This window comes from Humiphilus diazotrophicus (assembly GCF_059726315.1).
Window position 1 is genome coordinate 5,138,403 of sequence record NZ_AP040870.1, and the last position, 16,504, is coordinate 5,154,906.

Consider the following 16,504-nt stretch of genomic DNA (forward strand, 5'->3'; position numbering starts at 1 on the left):
CGGCAAAAGACTGTGGCCGCAGCACCTCGCATTTCTTTGAGGTAGCGCTGCGGCCACAATAAAAGTAACAACTTATGTTGCTAGATTAGATATGCTGTACGGCTTGTGCCAGTTGAGTGAGCGAACCTTTGGCATCTCCGTAGAGCATGGTTGTGCACGATTTGAAGAACAATGGATTTTCGAGTCCTGAGAATCCGCGTCCTTGTCCGCGCTTCAAAACGATTACGCTCTTTGCGCGGTCGACTTCCAGGATTGGCATTCCGGCAATCAGTGAATCCGGATTATCACGTGCATCGGGGTTAACTACGTCGTTGGCTCCGATGACCACAGCTACATCTGTGGAGGGGAATTCCGGATTAATCTGTTCCAGCTCATAGAGCGATCCGTAGGGGACGTTGGCTTCGGCAAGCAGCACATTCATGTGGCCAGGCATACGTCCGGCAACAGGGTGAATTGCGTACTTGACGGTGACGCCGCGTCCTTCCAGCAGTTCGGCCAATTCTCTGACTGCATGCTGTGCCTGAGCCGTTGCCAGGCCATATCCGGGAACAAAGATCACTCGGTTGGCATAGGCGAGCTGTACGGCAGCATCGTCAACGGAGATCTCTCTCATTACGCCGCCCGCATGTGCCGCACTGGCTGTGGCGGTATGTGCTCCAAAGCCACCGAAGAGCACATTGGTTATCGAGCGGTTCATGGCTTTGCACATCAAGACGGAGAGAATGAAGCCGGAGAATCCGTCCAAAGTACCGGCAATGATCAGCACGTTGTTGCCGAGAACGAAACCGGTAGCAGCGGCGGCCAAGCCCGCATAGGAGTTTAAGAGGGACATGACGACTGGCATATCTGCCGAGCCGATGGGGATCACCACCATGATTCCAAAGAGGAAAGCCAGTCCGACCATCGAATAGAAGCATGTGGTTGCTTCCGGATGCACCAGAGTGTAGATGAAGCATCCTACTGTTCCAAGGAATACCAGAAGATTGACAAAATTCTGTCCCTTGAACTGTATTGGCGTTCCCTTGACTATGCCTTGTAGTTTTCCTGCTGCTATCAGTGAGCCCGTAGTTGTAAGGGAACCAAGCATTACCTCGAATCCCAAGGCACTACGTGTGAAGAGCGTCATCTCTCCGCCACGTATGCTGAATTCGGCAATACCGACCAGTGCCGCAGCCATGGCTCCGAAGGCATGGGACAGTGCCGTTCGTTGTGGCATAGCAGTCATTGGCACACTGATTGCCATCCAGGCGCCGATGATCGATCCAACTACGAGTCCTGCAAGGATCCATTCGTAACTAACAATTTCTTTATGCAGCAGCGTACCGATGATGGCTGCCAGCATGCCGCCTTCTGCCAGGAACATGCCGCGACGAGCCGACTCCGGATGCGACATGAACTTGAGGCTCAGAATAAAAAGAATTGAGGCGATGAGATAAGTGAATTCTGTAAAGTAAGCGGCTGTTGTCACTTTTGCACCGCCTTTGCGGGCTGCCGCTTCTGGAACATCTTCAGCATGCGGTCGGTAATTCCGAATCCGCCGACTACGTTAATGGTAGCTGTGGTCACGGCCACAAAACCCAGGATGGTAGAAAGCCGGGAATGATGTGCTCCGGCAATCACAATGGAACCAATCAGCGAAATGCCGGAGATGGCATTCGTCGCCGACATTAGCGGCGTGTGCAGAAGAGGGGGAACACGCGAGATGACTTGATAGCCAAGAAAAGCGGCCAGAGCAAATACATAGATAGAAGCAATCAGTACTGCTGGATTCATCGTTTCTTATTCCTCTTGTGCTAGGCGTGAGCAGTCGATCCAATGATCTTGGCTACACGCTCATTTACGATCTTGCCTTGATGCGCTACACAGGAACCGGTGATGATCTCATCCTTAAAGTCGAGCGAGATCGTTCCATCGCGAAGGATCAGCTGCAAGAAGTTGCTGATGTTGCGCGAATAGAGCTGGCTGGCATGGACCGGCACCGTTACGGGCAGATTCAAAGGTGCGAAGATTCTTACTCCATTGACATCCGTCGTAACTCCTGGCTGCGTCAATTCACAGTTGCCGCCACCAGGAGCTGCCATATCGATGATGAGCGATCCGGGACGCATCGCTTCAACGGCATCTTTGCGGATTAGCAGTGGTGCGCGACGTCCTGGAACCTGAGCCGTAGTGATGATGACATCGGAGTAAGAGGCCGTCTTCGCGATGAGATCGCGTCCTAGGTTCAGAGCTTCTTCACTAAGCTCCTTGGCATATCCGCCCTTGTCTTCCGTTTCCAGACTGCCGAGATCGATCTTCAGGAACTTTGCACCGAGAGAGAGAACCTGCTCTCCAGCTGCGGCACGTACATCGTAAGCCTCGACGACGGCGCCAAGGCGGCGGGCAGTTGCGATTGCCTGAAGTCCGGCCACACCCGCGCCGATCACAAACACCTTTGCCGGTGGAACCGTTCCTGCGGCGGTCATCAACATCGGGAACAGTTTCGGTAACATATCTGCTGCAATGACGGCAGCTTTATATCCGGCGACCGTTGCCATAGAGGAAAGCGCATCCATAGCTTGTGCGCGGGTTATGCGAGGCACAAGCTCGGTAGAAAACAGCGTTACTCCATGTTCGACTGCCGGCAACAACTCTTGAGGGGCATCCAGAGGACGCATGAAGCCGATCACAACGGCTCCCGGTTTCAGCAGCTTTTGATCGGCTGCTGCCGGACAATTGACTACAGGCAGGATGTCTGCCGTTCCTAAAAGCTTTGTCCGATCATTTGTAATAACGGCTCCGGCCTGTTGATAGGCCTCGTCCGTAGCGCCTGCGGCAACTCCAGCGCCTGCTTCGACAGATATTTCAAGGCCCTTCGCTACAAGGTTCTTGACGGTATCTGGAAGCAAAGCAACACGGGTCTCACCGCTTGCTGATTCCTTCACAATACCAAGATGCAAACTGCCCTCCTCCGAAAACAAAACACACAGATAGAGATCACCCTTCTCTCGACGCATGCGTAAGTGCTGTAGGCGCGAGCTCAGGGCTATGGAGAGATTCTCTCGACATCTATAGGTGTAACAGGAGTTATATCATCTTCTGAAGCGTATCTATATATGACACGCTATTGCATGTGATATGTATCACGTATGTTGTACTTATGAATTACATCAGAATGAGCAAAGTGGCTGGTAATGAAGGGCTTGGAGAGTGGTCAGTCCAATACGTCTCACGAGCCCACAAAATCATCCTTTTTTGATGATTTGTGGACTCGCGATCCTGGAGTTTACTGCTGATCGGCGATCAGCAGACGGATGTCTCTCAGGTTGTGTCCTGTTGGACCGGTAACGACAGAGTCTCCCAATGCCGTGAATAGTGGGCAGGCGTCAAAGTGTTTGAGCGACTCCTCCGGATCGAATCCAAAGGTCCGTGCTCTCGCAACCGTGGTCGTATCGGCAATGGCCCCAGCTGCAGAACTATTGCCGTCGATTCCATCGGATCCGGCACTGAAGACGGCAAGTGATTGGTCTTCATATTGTGCCAATTCGAGTGCGCAAGCCAAAGCAAACTGCTGATTTCTGCCTCCCGTCCCCGGAGACTTGTCCAGCGTTATGGTTACTTCTCCGCCGGAGATCAGGCACAGACGTGGGTGCTGCTTGCGCAAGGCATGAAAGCGTTCCAGCAGATATCGGGCCGCATCCATGTAGTTCCAGTCGTCGCAGGTATTGTCGATGACTACTCGGTAGCCAAGTTCTTTTGCTCTATCTCGGGTTGCATTCACGAGGTCATGGCTGGAGAGCAAGGTATCCAGTTGTGAATTGGCAAAACCAGCTGCTTCCGCTCCGAAATCGACGGTTTGTTCGATCCTGCGGTGGGCTGTTTTGTCTCCGACCAGTTTGGCGAGGAATGGCGGTTTCCAGCTTTTGTTTCCAGGAGATTCTGGTAGATCGGCCCGTTCGAAGAAGCGCTGTATGCTGACAGGAAACTTCGGCATCAGATTGTAGCGTTCAATCACTGTCTTGGTGTCTTCGATTGTGGTGCGATCTGGGAGGGTTGGAGACGAGGCCAGAGCATCGAGCTTGCCCATCGGGACATCGGGCAGGAGGATGGACAGCTTGGTAGCTTCCGGAGCTGCCAAGGCCAGTCTTCCTGCTTTTACAGCCGAGATGTGTTTCCTGACCGCATTAATCTCTGAAATCGGAGCTCCGCAACCCAGCAGAGTCTCATGGAAGGCGATCATGTCGTCCAGAGTGATAGAGGAATCGAGAGGCAAGTCGAACATTGCCGAGCCTCCACCGCTGATCAGGAAGAAAACAAAGGTGTCTTTCGAAGCTTTCTTCAGGAGGGTTAAGGCGGCTTTTGCTGCGTTCAGAGAGTCTTGATTGGGAAGAGGGTGTCCTCCGACGAAATACCGGATACGCCAATTGCGCTTTTTGGGCAGTTCAAGCCCACAACAGACTCCACGGAGCCCCTTTCGGCGCTTCATTCTGCTCAGGAGCGTCTGCAGCATTGGCAGAGCTACTTTTCCGATGGCGACTACAAAGATTCGCTTGTAATTGTTCAGCGGAATATGGACAGGCTTAAGAATATCGTGCGGAGTTCGTATGAGAACATCTCCTTCGAAATGGAGATGTCGATCGAAGGCCGGTTCTAAACCACAATCTTCGAGGCCACCAAGGAAGAGAGAGGTGGCTGTCTCATGGAGCGTATCGAGTACATCGGGTTCGCTGCCGGTCATAGGAGGTTAGCCTCCACCCAGGAACGTATGGCTGCTTGCATCGTATCCAGCTTTCCGACAAAGAAATGATCAGCTTGGGGAACAATGTGGAGCTCTTTCGGTTCTGCAGCTTGTTCAACGATTGCCTTTACCTGACCCAGAGGTCCGTATTGGTCGTGATCTCCACTGACAAAGAGCTTAGGCTTTTTGCACTCAGATAGAAAGCCATAGGCGTAATCTCTGCCCTCGGCGTGCGTCGGAATGCCTAGACCGATAAGCGCCTGGACCCGGTCATCGTTGTAGCAGGCTGCCAGACTTACCGCGGCGCCGAAGGAGAAACCTGCAACCAGCAGTGGCTTGCGATAGGAAGATTCCAGCCAATCGAGGGCTGTTCGTACATCGTCCATTTCTCCAATGCCGTGATCGTGAGAGCCTTCACTCAGTCCCGTTCCCCGGAAATTGAACCGGAGGACAGGCATCCCAAGTGTCTGAAAGACCTTCATTGCGTGGTAGACGACTTTGTTATGCATCGTTCCCCCGCCAAGGGGGTGAGGATGGCAGACCAGGACAGAATATGCGGCGTCTGGCTTCCCTTCGTTGAGGAGTGCTTCTAGACGTCCCGCCGGTCCCTGGAGATCAATAGAACGCAGGCTGGTTGAAGTAGTGGAATTTTGCGACATGGCCGACCTCTATTGTAACCATTTCAAATTAGAGAATTGGATTTCGGATAGCGGTACGATATCGGGTGAAAATGGAAGAATCCTGTAGGGTATTCTGGAGTTCAGATGCGACTCGATCCCATTCTGTTCACTCGCCAGCTTGTTGACATTGAATCCACCACCTACCACGAGGGTGCTGTAGGGGATTTCCTTGCTGAATTCCTTGCCGGACGAGGATGGAAGGTTGAAAAGACCCCAGTTCCCCAGCCAGAGGAGAGCCGCAACGAGGGGCCGCGCTGGAATATTTATGCAGGCCCAGAGAGTGGCAATCCAGATCTCGTCTTTTCCACACACATCGATACGGTTCCTCCGTTCATCCCCAGCAGTGAAGATGATGAATACCTCTATGGGCGGGGCGTTTGCGATGCGAAGGGGATACTTGCCGCACAGACAATTGCCGCCGAGGCCTTGCGCGAGGAAGGTTTTCGTGTGGGATTGCTCTTTGTTTCCGGGGAGGAACGGGATTCGGCCGGCGCTTCCGTCGCCAATCTTTCCCCCAAGGGAAGCAAATTCCTGATCAACGGCGAACCTACTGATAATCGTCTGGCCCTTGCTTCGAAGGGCGCTCTGAGGGTTGTGCTGAAGGCTCATGGAAAGATGGCTCATTCGGCCTATCCGGAGTTGGGCGACAGCGCCATTAACAAGCTTGTCGAGGTGTTGCATCGGCTGCTGGCTCTGGAATTGCCCATTGAGGAAGAAGTAGGACCAAGTACGTTAAATATTGGCTTGATTTGCGGCGGACGTGCTCCGAATGTCATTTCCGACAATGCCGAAGCCCAATTATTGATTCGCTTGGTAGGAGACTCCTCTTCCACCAAGGAAGCTATCTCGAAGGCCTCAGAGGGACTGGTAGAGGTGGACTTCACTCTGGAGATTCCTTTTGTGCGCATGCGCCAGGTCGAGGGCCTGCCGACGATGATCGCTGCCTTTACGACCGACATCCCCAAGCTGAGCAATTGGGGCGAACCCTTGCTTCTCGGACCCGGCTCAATTCATGTTGCGCACACTCCGCATGAGCGCGTTTCCAAGAAAGAATTGCATGAAGCAGTCGAGCTTTACCACCAGGTGGCGCGTCGTTTGTTGAGTGCATAAATTCTCATTCAAAGCAAAACAGAAGCGTACAACCAACATTGAAACTCACTTTTTTGCCGATAAAAATTTGGCGATAGCAGGTGGAGGGGATATTCTCCCTAAGATGAGCGACCAGACGAATTCTCTTCGCCACGCCGCTTCTTCTTACCTCCGGTCAGCCATGCATCAGCCAGTGCAGTGGTATCAGTGGGGCGCGGAGGCATTTCAGCGCGCGGCGGCAGAGCAGAAACCAATTTTGCTCGATATCGGGGCTGTATGGTGTCATTGGTGTCACGTTATGGATCGGGAGTCTTATGAAGATCCCGAGGTGGCAGCGGTAATCAATGAGCGTTTTATTGCGATCAAGGTGGATCGCGATGAAAGGCCGGATATCGACAGCCGGTATCAGGCTGCGGTTTCAGCTATCAGTGGGCAGGGCGGTTGGCCTCTTACAGCATTTCTTACTCCTGATGGACGCCCGTATTTCGGCGGAACGTATTTCCCAAAAGAAGATCGCTACAACCGGCCCGGAATTGTACGTGTTCTGCTCACGATGTCCGACGCCTGGCAACAGCGCCGCGATGAAGTCCTGGAATCTGCAGGCAGCGTAATGGCGGCCATCGAGGAATCGGAATCTTTTGCAGGACGAAAGGGACCGCTTTCTGCTCTTCTTATTCAGAAGCTAGTCAGCTCGGCTACCTCGTTGTTCGATCCCAAACATGGCGGTTTCGGATCTCAACCGAAGTTTCCTTATCCTTCCACGCTGGATTTCTTGATGGAGGTGTCTTCCCGCACAGGAAGCGCAGAGGCCAAGAAAGCGGTCACCGTAACGCTGGATGCAATGGCGCGTGGAGGTGTCTATGACCAGCTGGGAGGCGGCTTCCATCGTTATTCTGTCGATGAACGCTGGATAGTTCCTCACTTCGAGAAGATGCTCTATGACAACGCTGGTCTCCTTCGAAACTATGTACACGCCTACCAGACCTTCCTCGATGAAAGCTATGCAGCTGTTTCCCGCGACATTATGCGCTGGATGGATGAATGGCTCTCCGATCGCGAGCTGGGTGGCTTTTATACTTCGCAAGATGCGGATGTAAATCTGGACGACGATGGCGACTATTTCACCTGGACCTTGGAGGAAGCGAAGTCTGTTCTGGATGGCGAAGAGCTTCGATTTGCCAGTGAATACTGGGATATCGGAGAACTGGGAGACATGCATCATGATCCTGCAAGGAACGTTTTGCATGTTCCGGTAAGCTTAGCGGAGCTTGCTCAAAAGTATGGCGTAAAATCCGAGCGCCTTGCCTCAATTCTTGATGCTGCAAAGCAGAAGTTGTATCAAGCGAGGTTACATAGGCCCACACCCTTTGTCGACAAGACCATTTATACCTGCTGGAATGCTATGGCCATTACGGCATATCTGGAAGCGGCTCAGGTATTGCAGCTGACAAAGCCACGTGACTTTGCGCTAAAGACACTGGATCGTCTACTACAGCAGGCTTGGGATTCAAAACTGGGTTTGGCCCATGTGATTGCTTATCCGGATGGGCAATCTGCGCAGGAACGCGTTGCCGGAATTCTGGACGACTATGCCTTCACTGTACATGCCTGCATCGATGGCTGGGCTGCTACCGGGAAGCTCAAGTACTTCCATCTGGCTACTGAGATTGCAGATACCATGATTGCGCGTTTTTACGATCAGGCGGGGGCTTCCTTCTTCGATACGGAACAGACGACGGAGAAGTCAACGATAGGAGCATTGGCAACACATCGAAAGCCTCTACAGGACTCACCGACTCCTGCCGGAAACCCGGTTGCTGTTTCAGCCCTGTTGCGCCTGGAGATGCTGGGCGCCAACAGCAAGTATCACGAAATTGCGGAAGATACCCTAAAGTCTTTTGCCGGTATTGTTGAGGGATTCGGGATGTACGCTTCGACCTACGGGTTGGCATTACAGCAGCTAATGCTTGGTCCTGCCCAGGTTGTTATTGTGGGTGACGATCAGGAAGCCGACCGGATGGCATCGCTGGCAATCACCCGGTACGCTATCAACAAAATAGTCCTGCGGTTCCGCCATCGAGAAGACCTGACAACAGAAAACTTGCCTCCTGCTTTGGGGGAGACACTGCCATTCTTGCCCGATGATGGGGAACAGGAGAGCTTCGCCGTAGTCTGCCGGGGAAATAGTTGTCAGCCTCCGGTGAAGACTGCAGATGAGTTGGTTGAGGCATTGAGACAGGCTATGTGAAGTATTGCCTCGCGCAATACTTCATTGCTCGATGAGAGATGGGGGCGAGATTGGAGGGGGAGCCGTCCATTACCGGATGAGAGGGAGCTCCAGTCTGACAATCAAGCCTCCATCGGTAGCATTTTCGGCACTGACATTTCCACCATGCATTCGCATGATACGTTCTGTAATCGCCAAACCTAATCCAGAATTTCCCGTCTCCTCACTGCATGTGGTCGCCACCCGATAAAAAGGGAGGAAAATCTTGCACAGATGTTCAGCTGCGATACCGGGACCATGGTCTCGTACCTGAATGACTGCAATTGCAGGTGTACTCTGCCTGGATAAGGTGATTTCTACGTCTGTGCAGGGCTGTGTGTACCGAATGGCATTGCGCACGACATTTTCAACAGCGCGGCGCAGTTGTTCTTCTGCTCCGGCTATCGGGCATAGTTCGAGCGAGCTTATTTTGACGCTACGATGTCTGGCTTGTGCTTCGAAGTTTCCATCTACAGCTACCTCTTGCACCAGGGTGCTTAGTTCAATATTTTCTTTGCAGCTTGCGTCTGTTCCACTGTCGATTCTAGCCAGGGTGAGTAGCTGGCCAATTAGCTGATCGAGATGTTGCACCTCGAGTTCTATCCTGTTTAGGTATTCCTCCCGTTCCTCAGGTGGGCATTGTCTCAATAACCCTTCCGAGAGACTCAAGCGTGCGAGAGGGGAGCGCAGTTCATGCGAGACATCTCGTAGGAGTCTCTGTTGCCCGCGTACGAGAGATTCGATTTGTTCAGCCATGCAGTCGAAGCTCCGGCCCAACCGCCCAATTTCATCCTGGCGGGAAGAAATACTTTTATCCGTTCGCGCATCGAGATCTCCCTCTGCAATCCGGCTGGCTGTTTTACTCAACTGCTCCACTGGTCTGGCAATATGATGTGCAAGCCAGAAGCAGAATGTGCCTCCTACCACCAAGATGGTCAACAAAATACGGGATGTTCTTAGGTCGGGTACCGTGTGCAAGATAGCAACAGAAGGGTGGGTAATGACAACCAGCATCGTATAGCTTCGCCCGCTTGCTCCGATGGCACGTTGTGCGGCAAAGATATTCCATAATATGGCTTTGCAGGTCCATGATGGACCGAACTTTGCTGTTCTTGCGAACTCAACTGCTCGCACGGGCGGCGTATGGCCTAACAGGTCATTTCCTTTTTCATCCAGGAAGTATGGCCTGATAATTCCACCCCGTTGCATACGATCAAAATGGCTTTGAAGACTGACTCTTCCTTCTTTTTCGTAAATTTCGGCAGCTTGCTTAACTTCGACAGGCAGGTGTAGCTCGAGCCTGAGTCTGGCCTCGTTGTTTATTTCCTTCCTGCGAATGCTAAATGTAATGGTTAGTAATGTAACCAATACAATTGCAAATGTTAGCCAAAACCATAACAGGATCTTCAGGAAAAGACTTCGCATTGGGTTCATTTGTTTATGAAGTAATTGCTTACAGCATAAAGATATCCAATGCCGCGAATGCCCTTTATTCTTTCAGTCCCGTCCGGGGCACTCCCGATCTTTTTTCTCAGGCTCCACACATGAGTATCGATGCTTCTGTCAAAAGGCGAGAACTCTCTGCCGAGGACATTCTTCGTCAATTCCTCCCGTTCTACGACAGATCCTGCTGATCGCATGAGCCGGTTGAGAAGATCGAATTCCACCGTAGTGAGATTTAGTATTTCATTTCCGCAACGTGCTGTTCTAGCTCCGGCATTCAGCTCCATATCCCCGACTCGAACCGATGACATATCTGAATGCAGAATTGCTTTCGTTGTATTTGTCCTGCGTAAGATTGCGCGGACACGTGCTGAAAGTTCGCGGGTGTTGAATGGTTTAGGAAGGTAATCGTCAGCTCCAATTTCCAGTCCCAAAATCCTGTCGAGATCGTCGCCGCGGGCAGTGAGCATCAGCACCGGTGTGTTCGACCTGGTACGAATCCGTCGAAGTACTTCAAACCCGTCCATAATCGGCATCATTACATCCAGAACTACGAGATCGTAGCTCCCGGAAAGTGCACGCTCGATGCCGATTTCGCTGTTTTGAACGGTCTGAACAGCGTAGCCTTCTGCGCCCAGAAAACGCGATACCAGCAGGCATAACTCTACATCGTCATCGACGACCAGGATCTGCCCTGTCGCCGACTCCGATTGGCCTTCTTCGCAAAGTCCGTGATTACCGCCTTGCATTCCTTACTCCGCAAAACACCGGATTATTGTATGTCTTGCTGACACAGAACTACGTTTAGAAATGTCAAGCGTCTCTTCTGTCTTGACAATTCTGAACTGCAGCTTGACATACCTTAACATTCGCTTACTACGCGGCAGGTGAAACTACGAAGAGAAACTTATCCCGAAAAGTAAGGTGCGTTCTGAATGTCAATGCGTGATGGTGGTGGAGCTATACCCTATCGAAACCGGTTGCTAAATTCGAAGCCGGATTTTCCTTCTCGAATAGGGAACCACTCGCTTTCTGGTTTGGGGCGAATACTTAGGGTCCTGTTTTTAGTCATCGTTTTCACTGACCTATCGTTACAAGCGGGAAGTCAGGCTGTGTCTACTCCCGAAGCATCTTCGAAAGTGAAACAGCAGGATTTACCCGATGCTCCGTCAGCCGCAGGTGCTACCTCGACGCCGGAATTGCATCAATCTCATAACTCCACTTTCGCTTCACGCTTTAATCAATCACTGCAGCCAATGAATACCGAAGAAAAATTGAAGTATTTTCTTGAACGCCCATTTGGGCCTCGCGCATTTTTTACTGCCGCTCTCAACAGCGGGATTCGGATGGCCAAGCCTCCCGATAATTATCCTCGCGAGTGGCGCTCCGGGGCGGAAGCCTATGGCCGCTTCTATGGAGACAGTTTTGCTCGTAAAGGGGCTCAGGAGATTGGACGTGCTTCCGCTTCGATTCTCTTCCACGAAGATCCGCGTTATCGTCGCTCGGAGAGCTCATCCTCAGCAGGAAGATTGGCGCATGCCCTGATCTTCACCTTCGTTGATCGCACGGACGGAGGGCACGCAACAATCGCCTTATCGAATTTCACCGGAGCGGCTGCTGGCGGGTTTATTGGGAATGCCTATCTGCCTTGCGGCTTCGACAATCTGACCCACGCGGGACAAAGAAGCACCGGAGCGTTTACAGGCCTCGCAATGCAGAATGTCGGAGAGGAGTTCGCTCCCGATTTTGCCAGGTTTCTGCGGAAAGTTCATCTGCCACACGTCCCTTTACCGCCAGTCTGGTGGACAAAGAGCAACTAAAAGCAATTCAGGATGGCTATTTTCTCTTTTGACCAGGAGCATTGTGGAGAAAGGCAGCTTCTTGTGCAAACAGACTCCGATATCTTTCTTGCACATCTGGGTCAACTTTATCGTCTCGCACTTGCACTCTGCGGCGATCATGCTATAGCAGAGCAAGCGATCGTAGATGCTTACAAGCGGGCGGCAGATGCAGATTACGTGCGCCCCGGATGGCACCTTCGCTGGATGAAGCATTGCTTGATTAAGTCGTGCCTGGAATCCCTGAAAGCGGTGAAGAAGGAGAACCCTAACGATTCTCCTTCTATACCGTGCTGGAGTGATACTCTATCCGCTCCATTCCGCACTACTCTTCCACGCGTTGTTTTTGTGTTGAGGATATTGGAAGGCATTTCTCTTATGGATGTGAGTCGCTATTGCTCTCTATCGCATGCAAATGTTCAAGACATTTTATTGCAAACATGGAAGACGATACGACTTGGACCAGAAAGTCTCTCCGAATTCATTGGCGCTCTCGCATGCCATCCCCGATTGTGCCTGGCATACAGGACGAATTGCCCTACATGCCTTCCCCTGTGAATGGGTTTATTTCGTTAGGCTTGATCTGAGTCGGATCCATTTTTGCTTCGGCGATGGATTGCTTGGGCTTTCCCGTGAGTTTGTCCATGGTCCGATTGAAGACTCGGTAAGGATCGCCTGGTAGCATTTCATGTTCTTCCAGCGCTAGACGAATGCGGCGACGAGTCTCGCGCGTTGCGTCCCACTGTTTGTTGGCTTTTGTTCTGAGTTGCAGTGGGTAGATTACCTCCGAGCCCCGCAGTGCATCGACGCCTAGTACCTTTGGATCTGTGAGGAATGCGTCTGAATATGCCGGGTCGTTGCGCACACCCATTGCGATATTAGTCAACAATGCCATTACCTCATCAGGGTTGGCGGAATAGTCGACAGATACATTGATGGTGGCCACCGAGAAATCGCGGCTTTGATTGGCTACAGTGGTGATTAGCGAATTTGGAATCACATACAGCGTGCCATCTGCGTCCCGGATCGTTGTTTTCCTTAGGGTCATGCTCTCGACCGTTCCTGCTACGCCCGCAACTTTTACGATTTCTCCGACACCAAATTGATCTTCCATGAGAATGAAGATTCCGTTCAGCATGTCCTTGACAAGTGTTTGCCCTGCAAATCCAATTGCTACGCCAGCAGCCGCACTGGGGGCCAGCAGCGGACCCAGATTCAAACCCAGGGTGGCCAGCGCCATCGTTATGCAAAACAGACTGATTGCGGCGATGCCCGTGGTACGGATGACCGAGGACAGTGTTTTGACTTGGGAGATACGGATCGCTTCGGCCGCGTGCCGTTCGGCAACATAGACCATACGGTGGGTAATCAGGCGGAGCAGGCGGATAAGGACGAATGCCAGAATGAGCCAAAGTAACAATTCCGGTAGGTCACGGAGGAACTTCTGCGCATCAATGAGCCATCCGCCGAACAGATTATCCAGAAAATTGTTTTGCAGGTAGGACGACAAAACGGGTAGTACAATCATGCGTTTCTTATTCCTGGTGGTGCGAGACAAAATGCCCTGTTTCTATAATGAACCGATGTTCTCACGGCGTGTGAAATTCCGTCGCTTTCGGCTGAGTGCCAGAATTGCTCAGCTTGTCATGCTTGGGGCCTTTCTGTTATCTGTAGCTCCAGTTTGGGGTCAGAGCTCAGGCCAACTGCCACAACAGCATCAGCCTACCGAGCAGATGCCATCGGGGCCGATTTCCCCTGGCGACCACCCAAATCCGCTCGAGGATAAGATGCTTCGGCAGCGCATGAAGGCTCTCAATGAGCAGCGCCAAAAGCAGTTGGTTGAGGATGCAAACCAGCTGCTTACGCTTGCAACCGAGCTCAAGGAGGAGGTTGACAAATCCACCAAGGATACCCTCTCAATTTCGGTGATCAAGAAAGCTGAACAGATCGAGAAACTAGCCAAAAGCGTCAAGGACAAAATGAAGACCCAATAGCTCTCCTGGAATTATGCAGTGCCCCAGGTCACGAAATCGATTGTCTGGACGGAGTTTAATAGAGTCAGGGCCGCTAGAAAACCGATTCTTCTCAGCGAGATCAAGGAGTCCTGCCGTTCGTTAAAGGACCTTGATTTTGCGGGGCTGCTCGGTTGTTGGCGCTCCCCTTGGGGCTTGTTCAGTTGATACAATCACATGTCGCCATTGCAAAAACCGCCTCGGCAACACCCAGGTAAGTTAAGGAGTATCTATGGCCCGGAATGGAATTCGAGTGGCAGAAAAAAAAGAAAGTAAAACTGCTTCCGGCCTCACCAAAGATCAGCTAGTTCAGATGTACCGGTTGATGTATCTCTCCCGGTGTGTAGACGATCGTGAAATCCTGCTTAAGCGGCAACAGAAAATTTTCTTCCAGATCTCGTGCGCTGGACATGAAGCTCTGTTGGTTGGTGCCGGATTGGCCTTACGGCCAGGTTATGACTGGTTTTTCCCTTACTACCGCGACCGCGCTCTTTGCCTCACTTTGGGTGTAACGCCCACCGAAATGCTGTTGCAGTCGGTTGGAGCCGCGGCCGATCCGGCAAGCGGTGGCCGTCAGATGCCGACCCATTGGGGTGACAGGCAAAAACACATTGTTTCGCAGTCCTCGGCAACAAGCACCCAGCTGCTGCATGCCGTAGGTTGCTCGGAAGCCGGACGCTATTACTCGCGTTTCCCTGAATCGGCCGAAAAGTCGTCCGATGACTACCGCGCTTATCACGATATTTCGTTCCATGGAGACGAGGTTGTCTATACATCGCTCGGAGAAGGATCGACCTCGCAGGGCGAATTCTGGGAAGCACTGAATACAGCTTCAAATCAGAAGCTGCCCGTGATCTTCGTGGTGGAAGACAATGGTTATGCCATCTCCGTTCCGGTCGAGGTAAACACTCCCGGCGGCAATATCTCCACGTTGGTAGCGAATTTCCCCAACTTCCATTTCGAGGAGATCGACGGAACCGATCCGGTAGAGAGTTTCTTTGCCTTTCAACGGGCAGCTGAGTATTGCCGCGCAGGTTTAGGACCGGCATTTGTTCATGGTCATGTGATGCGTCTCTATTCGCATTCCCTATCGGACGACGATCGACTGTATCGTACGAAGGCCGAAAGAGAGCGCGATGCTCTGCGTGATCCCATCGCCAAGATGCAGATGCGACTTCTTCGGGAGGGTGTTCTGACAGCCGAAGAGATTAACCGGCTGGAACACGAAGTGGATGAAGAGGTAAAGAAGGCAGCAGAAACGGCCCTCCGCTCGCCTCTTCCTGAGGTTTCCTCTATTCGCCGCCACGTCTATTCCGAAGATTACGATCCTACCCGTGCTTCTTTAGCTACCGAACCCGCCCGTACAGCCGATTCGCATGAACGGACAATGGCTGATTTGATCAACGCCTGTCTCAAGGATGAGATGCGGCACGATCCCCGCATTGTCATCTTCGGCGAGGATGTGGCCGATTGCAGTCGCGAAGAGGCACTCAAAGAAGTTAAGGGCAAGGGCGGAGTTTTTAAGCTGACAGCGGGATTGCAGTGCGAGTTTGGCTCGGCCCGGGTTTTCAACTCTCCCTTGGCTGAAGCCAATATCGTAGGCCGTGCCGTCGGCTATGGTGTACGTGGAATGAAGCCGGTCGTCGAAATTCAATTCTTCGACTACATTTGGCCTTCGATGCACCAATTCCGCAACGAGCTTTCGGTGATGCGGTGGCGTTCGAATGGAAGTTATTCCGCTCCCGCTGTCGTCCGCGTCGCAATCGGCGGATATCTGACGGGAGGCTCCATCTATCACTCGCAGTCGGGAGAGAGTATGTTTACCCACATTCCCGGATTGCGCGTCGTATTTCCATCGAATGCCTTGGACGCCAATGGACTGTTGCGTACCGCCATCCGCTGCGATGATCCGGTGCTCTTTCTCGAGCATAAGCGGCTTTATCGTGAGACATTTGGCCGTGCAGCCTATCCCGGACCGGATTATATGATTCCGTTCGGTAAGGCAAAGATTGTTCGTCCGGGAGATGACCTGACTCTGGTGACCTATGGTGCTGTCGTTCCACGTGCCTTGCAAGCCGCCGAGAAGGCCAAGCGTGATAAAGGGATCGAGGTTGAGGTGATTGACCTCCGCACCTTGAGTCCGTACGATTGGGACGCAATTGCCACCTCTGTCCGCAAGACCAGCAAAGTCATTGTCGCTCATGAGGATATGCAGAGCTGGGGGTATGGAGCGGAGATTGCAGCGCGAATTGCCGACGAGCTTTTCGAAGATCTCGATGCTCCGGTGCGCCGCGTTGCTTCGATCGACACCTTTGTGGCCTACCAGCCGATTCTGGAAGACGCAATTCTGCCTCAGCCTGAAGATCTGCTTCGGGCAATCACGGAGCTTGATGCCTTCTAGATACTGACCTCCATACAGCTGTTTCATAGGAGCCCTGTTCTAGCGAGCAGGGCTTTTC

General features: G+C 52.3%; 13 protein-coding genes. 5 read left to right on the forward strand and 8 right to left on the reverse strand.

Annotated elements, in window-relative coordinates; all coding sequences use genetic code 11:
- Nucleotides 1–85: 85 nt before the first annotated feature.
- From AC6I7T_RS21340 to AC6I7T_RS21360, 5 genes are all read right to left on the reverse strand, one after another.
- Complete coding sequence (locus AC6I7T_RS21340) at nucleotides 86–1,468, reverse strand: NAD(P)(+) transhydrogenase (Re/Si-specific) subunit beta (RefSeq protein ID WP_497789652.1); 1,383 nt, start codon at nucleotides 1,466–1,468, stop codon at nucleotides 86–88.
- Nucleotides 1,465–1,773, reverse strand: coding sequence for an NAD(P) transhydrogenase subunit alpha part 2 (locus AC6I7T_RS21345; protein ID WP_497789654.1), 309 nt, complete (start codon nucleotides 1,771–1,773; stop codon nucleotides 1,465–1,467). The genes AC6I7T_RS21340 and AC6I7T_RS21345 overlap by 4 nt, the downstream gene beginning before the upstream one ends.
- 20 nt (nucleotides 1,774–1,793) lie before the next feature.
- Nucleotides 1,794–2,939: a Re/Si-specific NAD(P)(+) transhydrogenase subunit alpha gene (locus AC6I7T_RS21350; protein WP_497789655.1), complete on the reverse strand. Its 1,146-nt coding sequence runs from the start codon at nucleotides 2,937–2,939 to the stop codon at nucleotides 1,794–1,796.
- Between the two features lie 326 nt (nucleotides 2,940–3,265).
- Complete coding sequence (locus AC6I7T_RS21355) at nucleotides 3,266–4,717, reverse strand: glycerate kinase type-2 family protein (RefSeq protein WP_497789657.1); 1,452 nt, start codon at nucleotides 4,715–4,717, stop codon at nucleotides 3,266–3,268.
- Nucleotides 4,714–5,376, reverse strand: coding sequence for an alpha/beta hydrolase (locus AC6I7T_RS21360; protein WP_497789658.1), 663 nt, complete (start codon nucleotides 5,374–5,376; stop codon nucleotides 4,714–4,716). The genes AC6I7T_RS21355 and AC6I7T_RS21360 overlap by 4 nt, the downstream gene beginning before the upstream one ends.
- Nucleotides 5,377–5,481: 105 nt before the next feature.
- Between AC6I7T_RS21360 and AC6I7T_RS21365 the strand changes: the two genes are divergently transcribed.
- Entirely contained in the window at nucleotides 5,482–6,507 is a 1,026-nt protein-coding gene (locus AC6I7T_RS21365) for a M20/M25/M40 family metallo-hydrolase (RefSeq protein ID WP_497789659.1), read from the forward strand.
- 103 nt (nucleotides 6,508–6,610) lie between these two features.
- Nucleotides 6,611–8,734 carry a thioredoxin domain-containing protein gene (locus AC6I7T_RS21370; RefSeq protein WP_497789660.1) on the forward strand — a complete coding sequence of 708 codons (2,124 nt, stop codon included), beginning with the start codon at nucleotides 6,611–6,613 and terminating at the stop codon, nucleotides 8,732–8,734.
- A 69-nt stretch (nucleotides 8,735–8,803) separates the two neighbouring features.
- Here AC6I7T_RS21370 and AC6I7T_RS21375 read toward each other — a convergent pair whose 3' ends face one another.
- The gene (locus AC6I7T_RS21375) at nucleotides 8,804–10,177 is read right to left on the reverse strand and encodes an ATP-binding protein (RefSeq protein ID WP_497789662.1); all 1,374 of its coding nucleotides are present in this window, start codon (nucleotides 10,175–10,177) and stop codon (nucleotides 8,804–8,806) included.
- 5 nt (nucleotides 10,178–10,182) lie between these two features.
- On the reverse strand, nucleotides 10,183–10,944 hold the full coding sequence (locus AC6I7T_RS21380; RefSeq protein ID WP_497789664.1) for a response regulator transcription factor: 762 nt from the start codon (nucleotides 10,942–10,944) through the stop codon (nucleotides 10,183–10,185).
- A gap of 363 nt (nucleotides 10,945–11,307) precedes the next feature.
- Here AC6I7T_RS21380 and AC6I7T_RS21385 point away from each other — a divergent pair, with 363 nt between their 5' ends.
- Nucleotides 11,308–12,015, forward strand: a complete 708-nt coding sequence (locus tag AC6I7T_RS21385; protein WP_497789665.1) for a hypothetical protein — start codon at nucleotides 11,308–11,310, stop codon at nucleotides 12,013–12,015.
- Between the two features lie 556 nt (nucleotides 12,016–12,571).
- On the opposite strand, the gene AC6I7T_RS21390 is transcribed toward AC6I7T_RS21385, so the two are convergent.
- Entirely contained in the window at nucleotides 12,572–13,561 is a 990-nt protein-coding gene (locus AC6I7T_RS21390; RefSeq protein WP_497789667.1) for a mechanosensitive ion channel family protein, read from the reverse strand.
- Between the two features lie 31 nt (nucleotides 13,562–13,592).
- On the opposite strand from AC6I7T_RS21390, the gene AC6I7T_RS21395 reads away from it, so the two are divergent.
- Together AC6I7T_RS21395 and AC6I7T_RS21400 are read left to right on the forward strand one after the other, a co-directional pair.
- Nucleotides 13,593–14,027, forward strand: coding sequence for a hypothetical protein (locus tag AC6I7T_RS21395; RefSeq protein WP_497789668.1), 435 nt, complete (start codon nucleotides 13,593–13,595; stop codon nucleotides 14,025–14,027).
- 250 nt (nucleotides 14,028–14,277) lie between these two features.
- Nucleotides 14,278–16,446: an alpha-ketoacid dehydrogenase subunit alpha/beta gene (locus AC6I7T_RS21400; RefSeq protein WP_497789669.1), complete on the forward strand. Its 2,169-nt coding sequence runs from the start codon at nucleotides 14,278–14,280 to the stop codon at nucleotides 16,444–16,446.
- The last annotated feature ends 58 nt before the right edge of the window (nucleotides 16,447–16,504 follow it).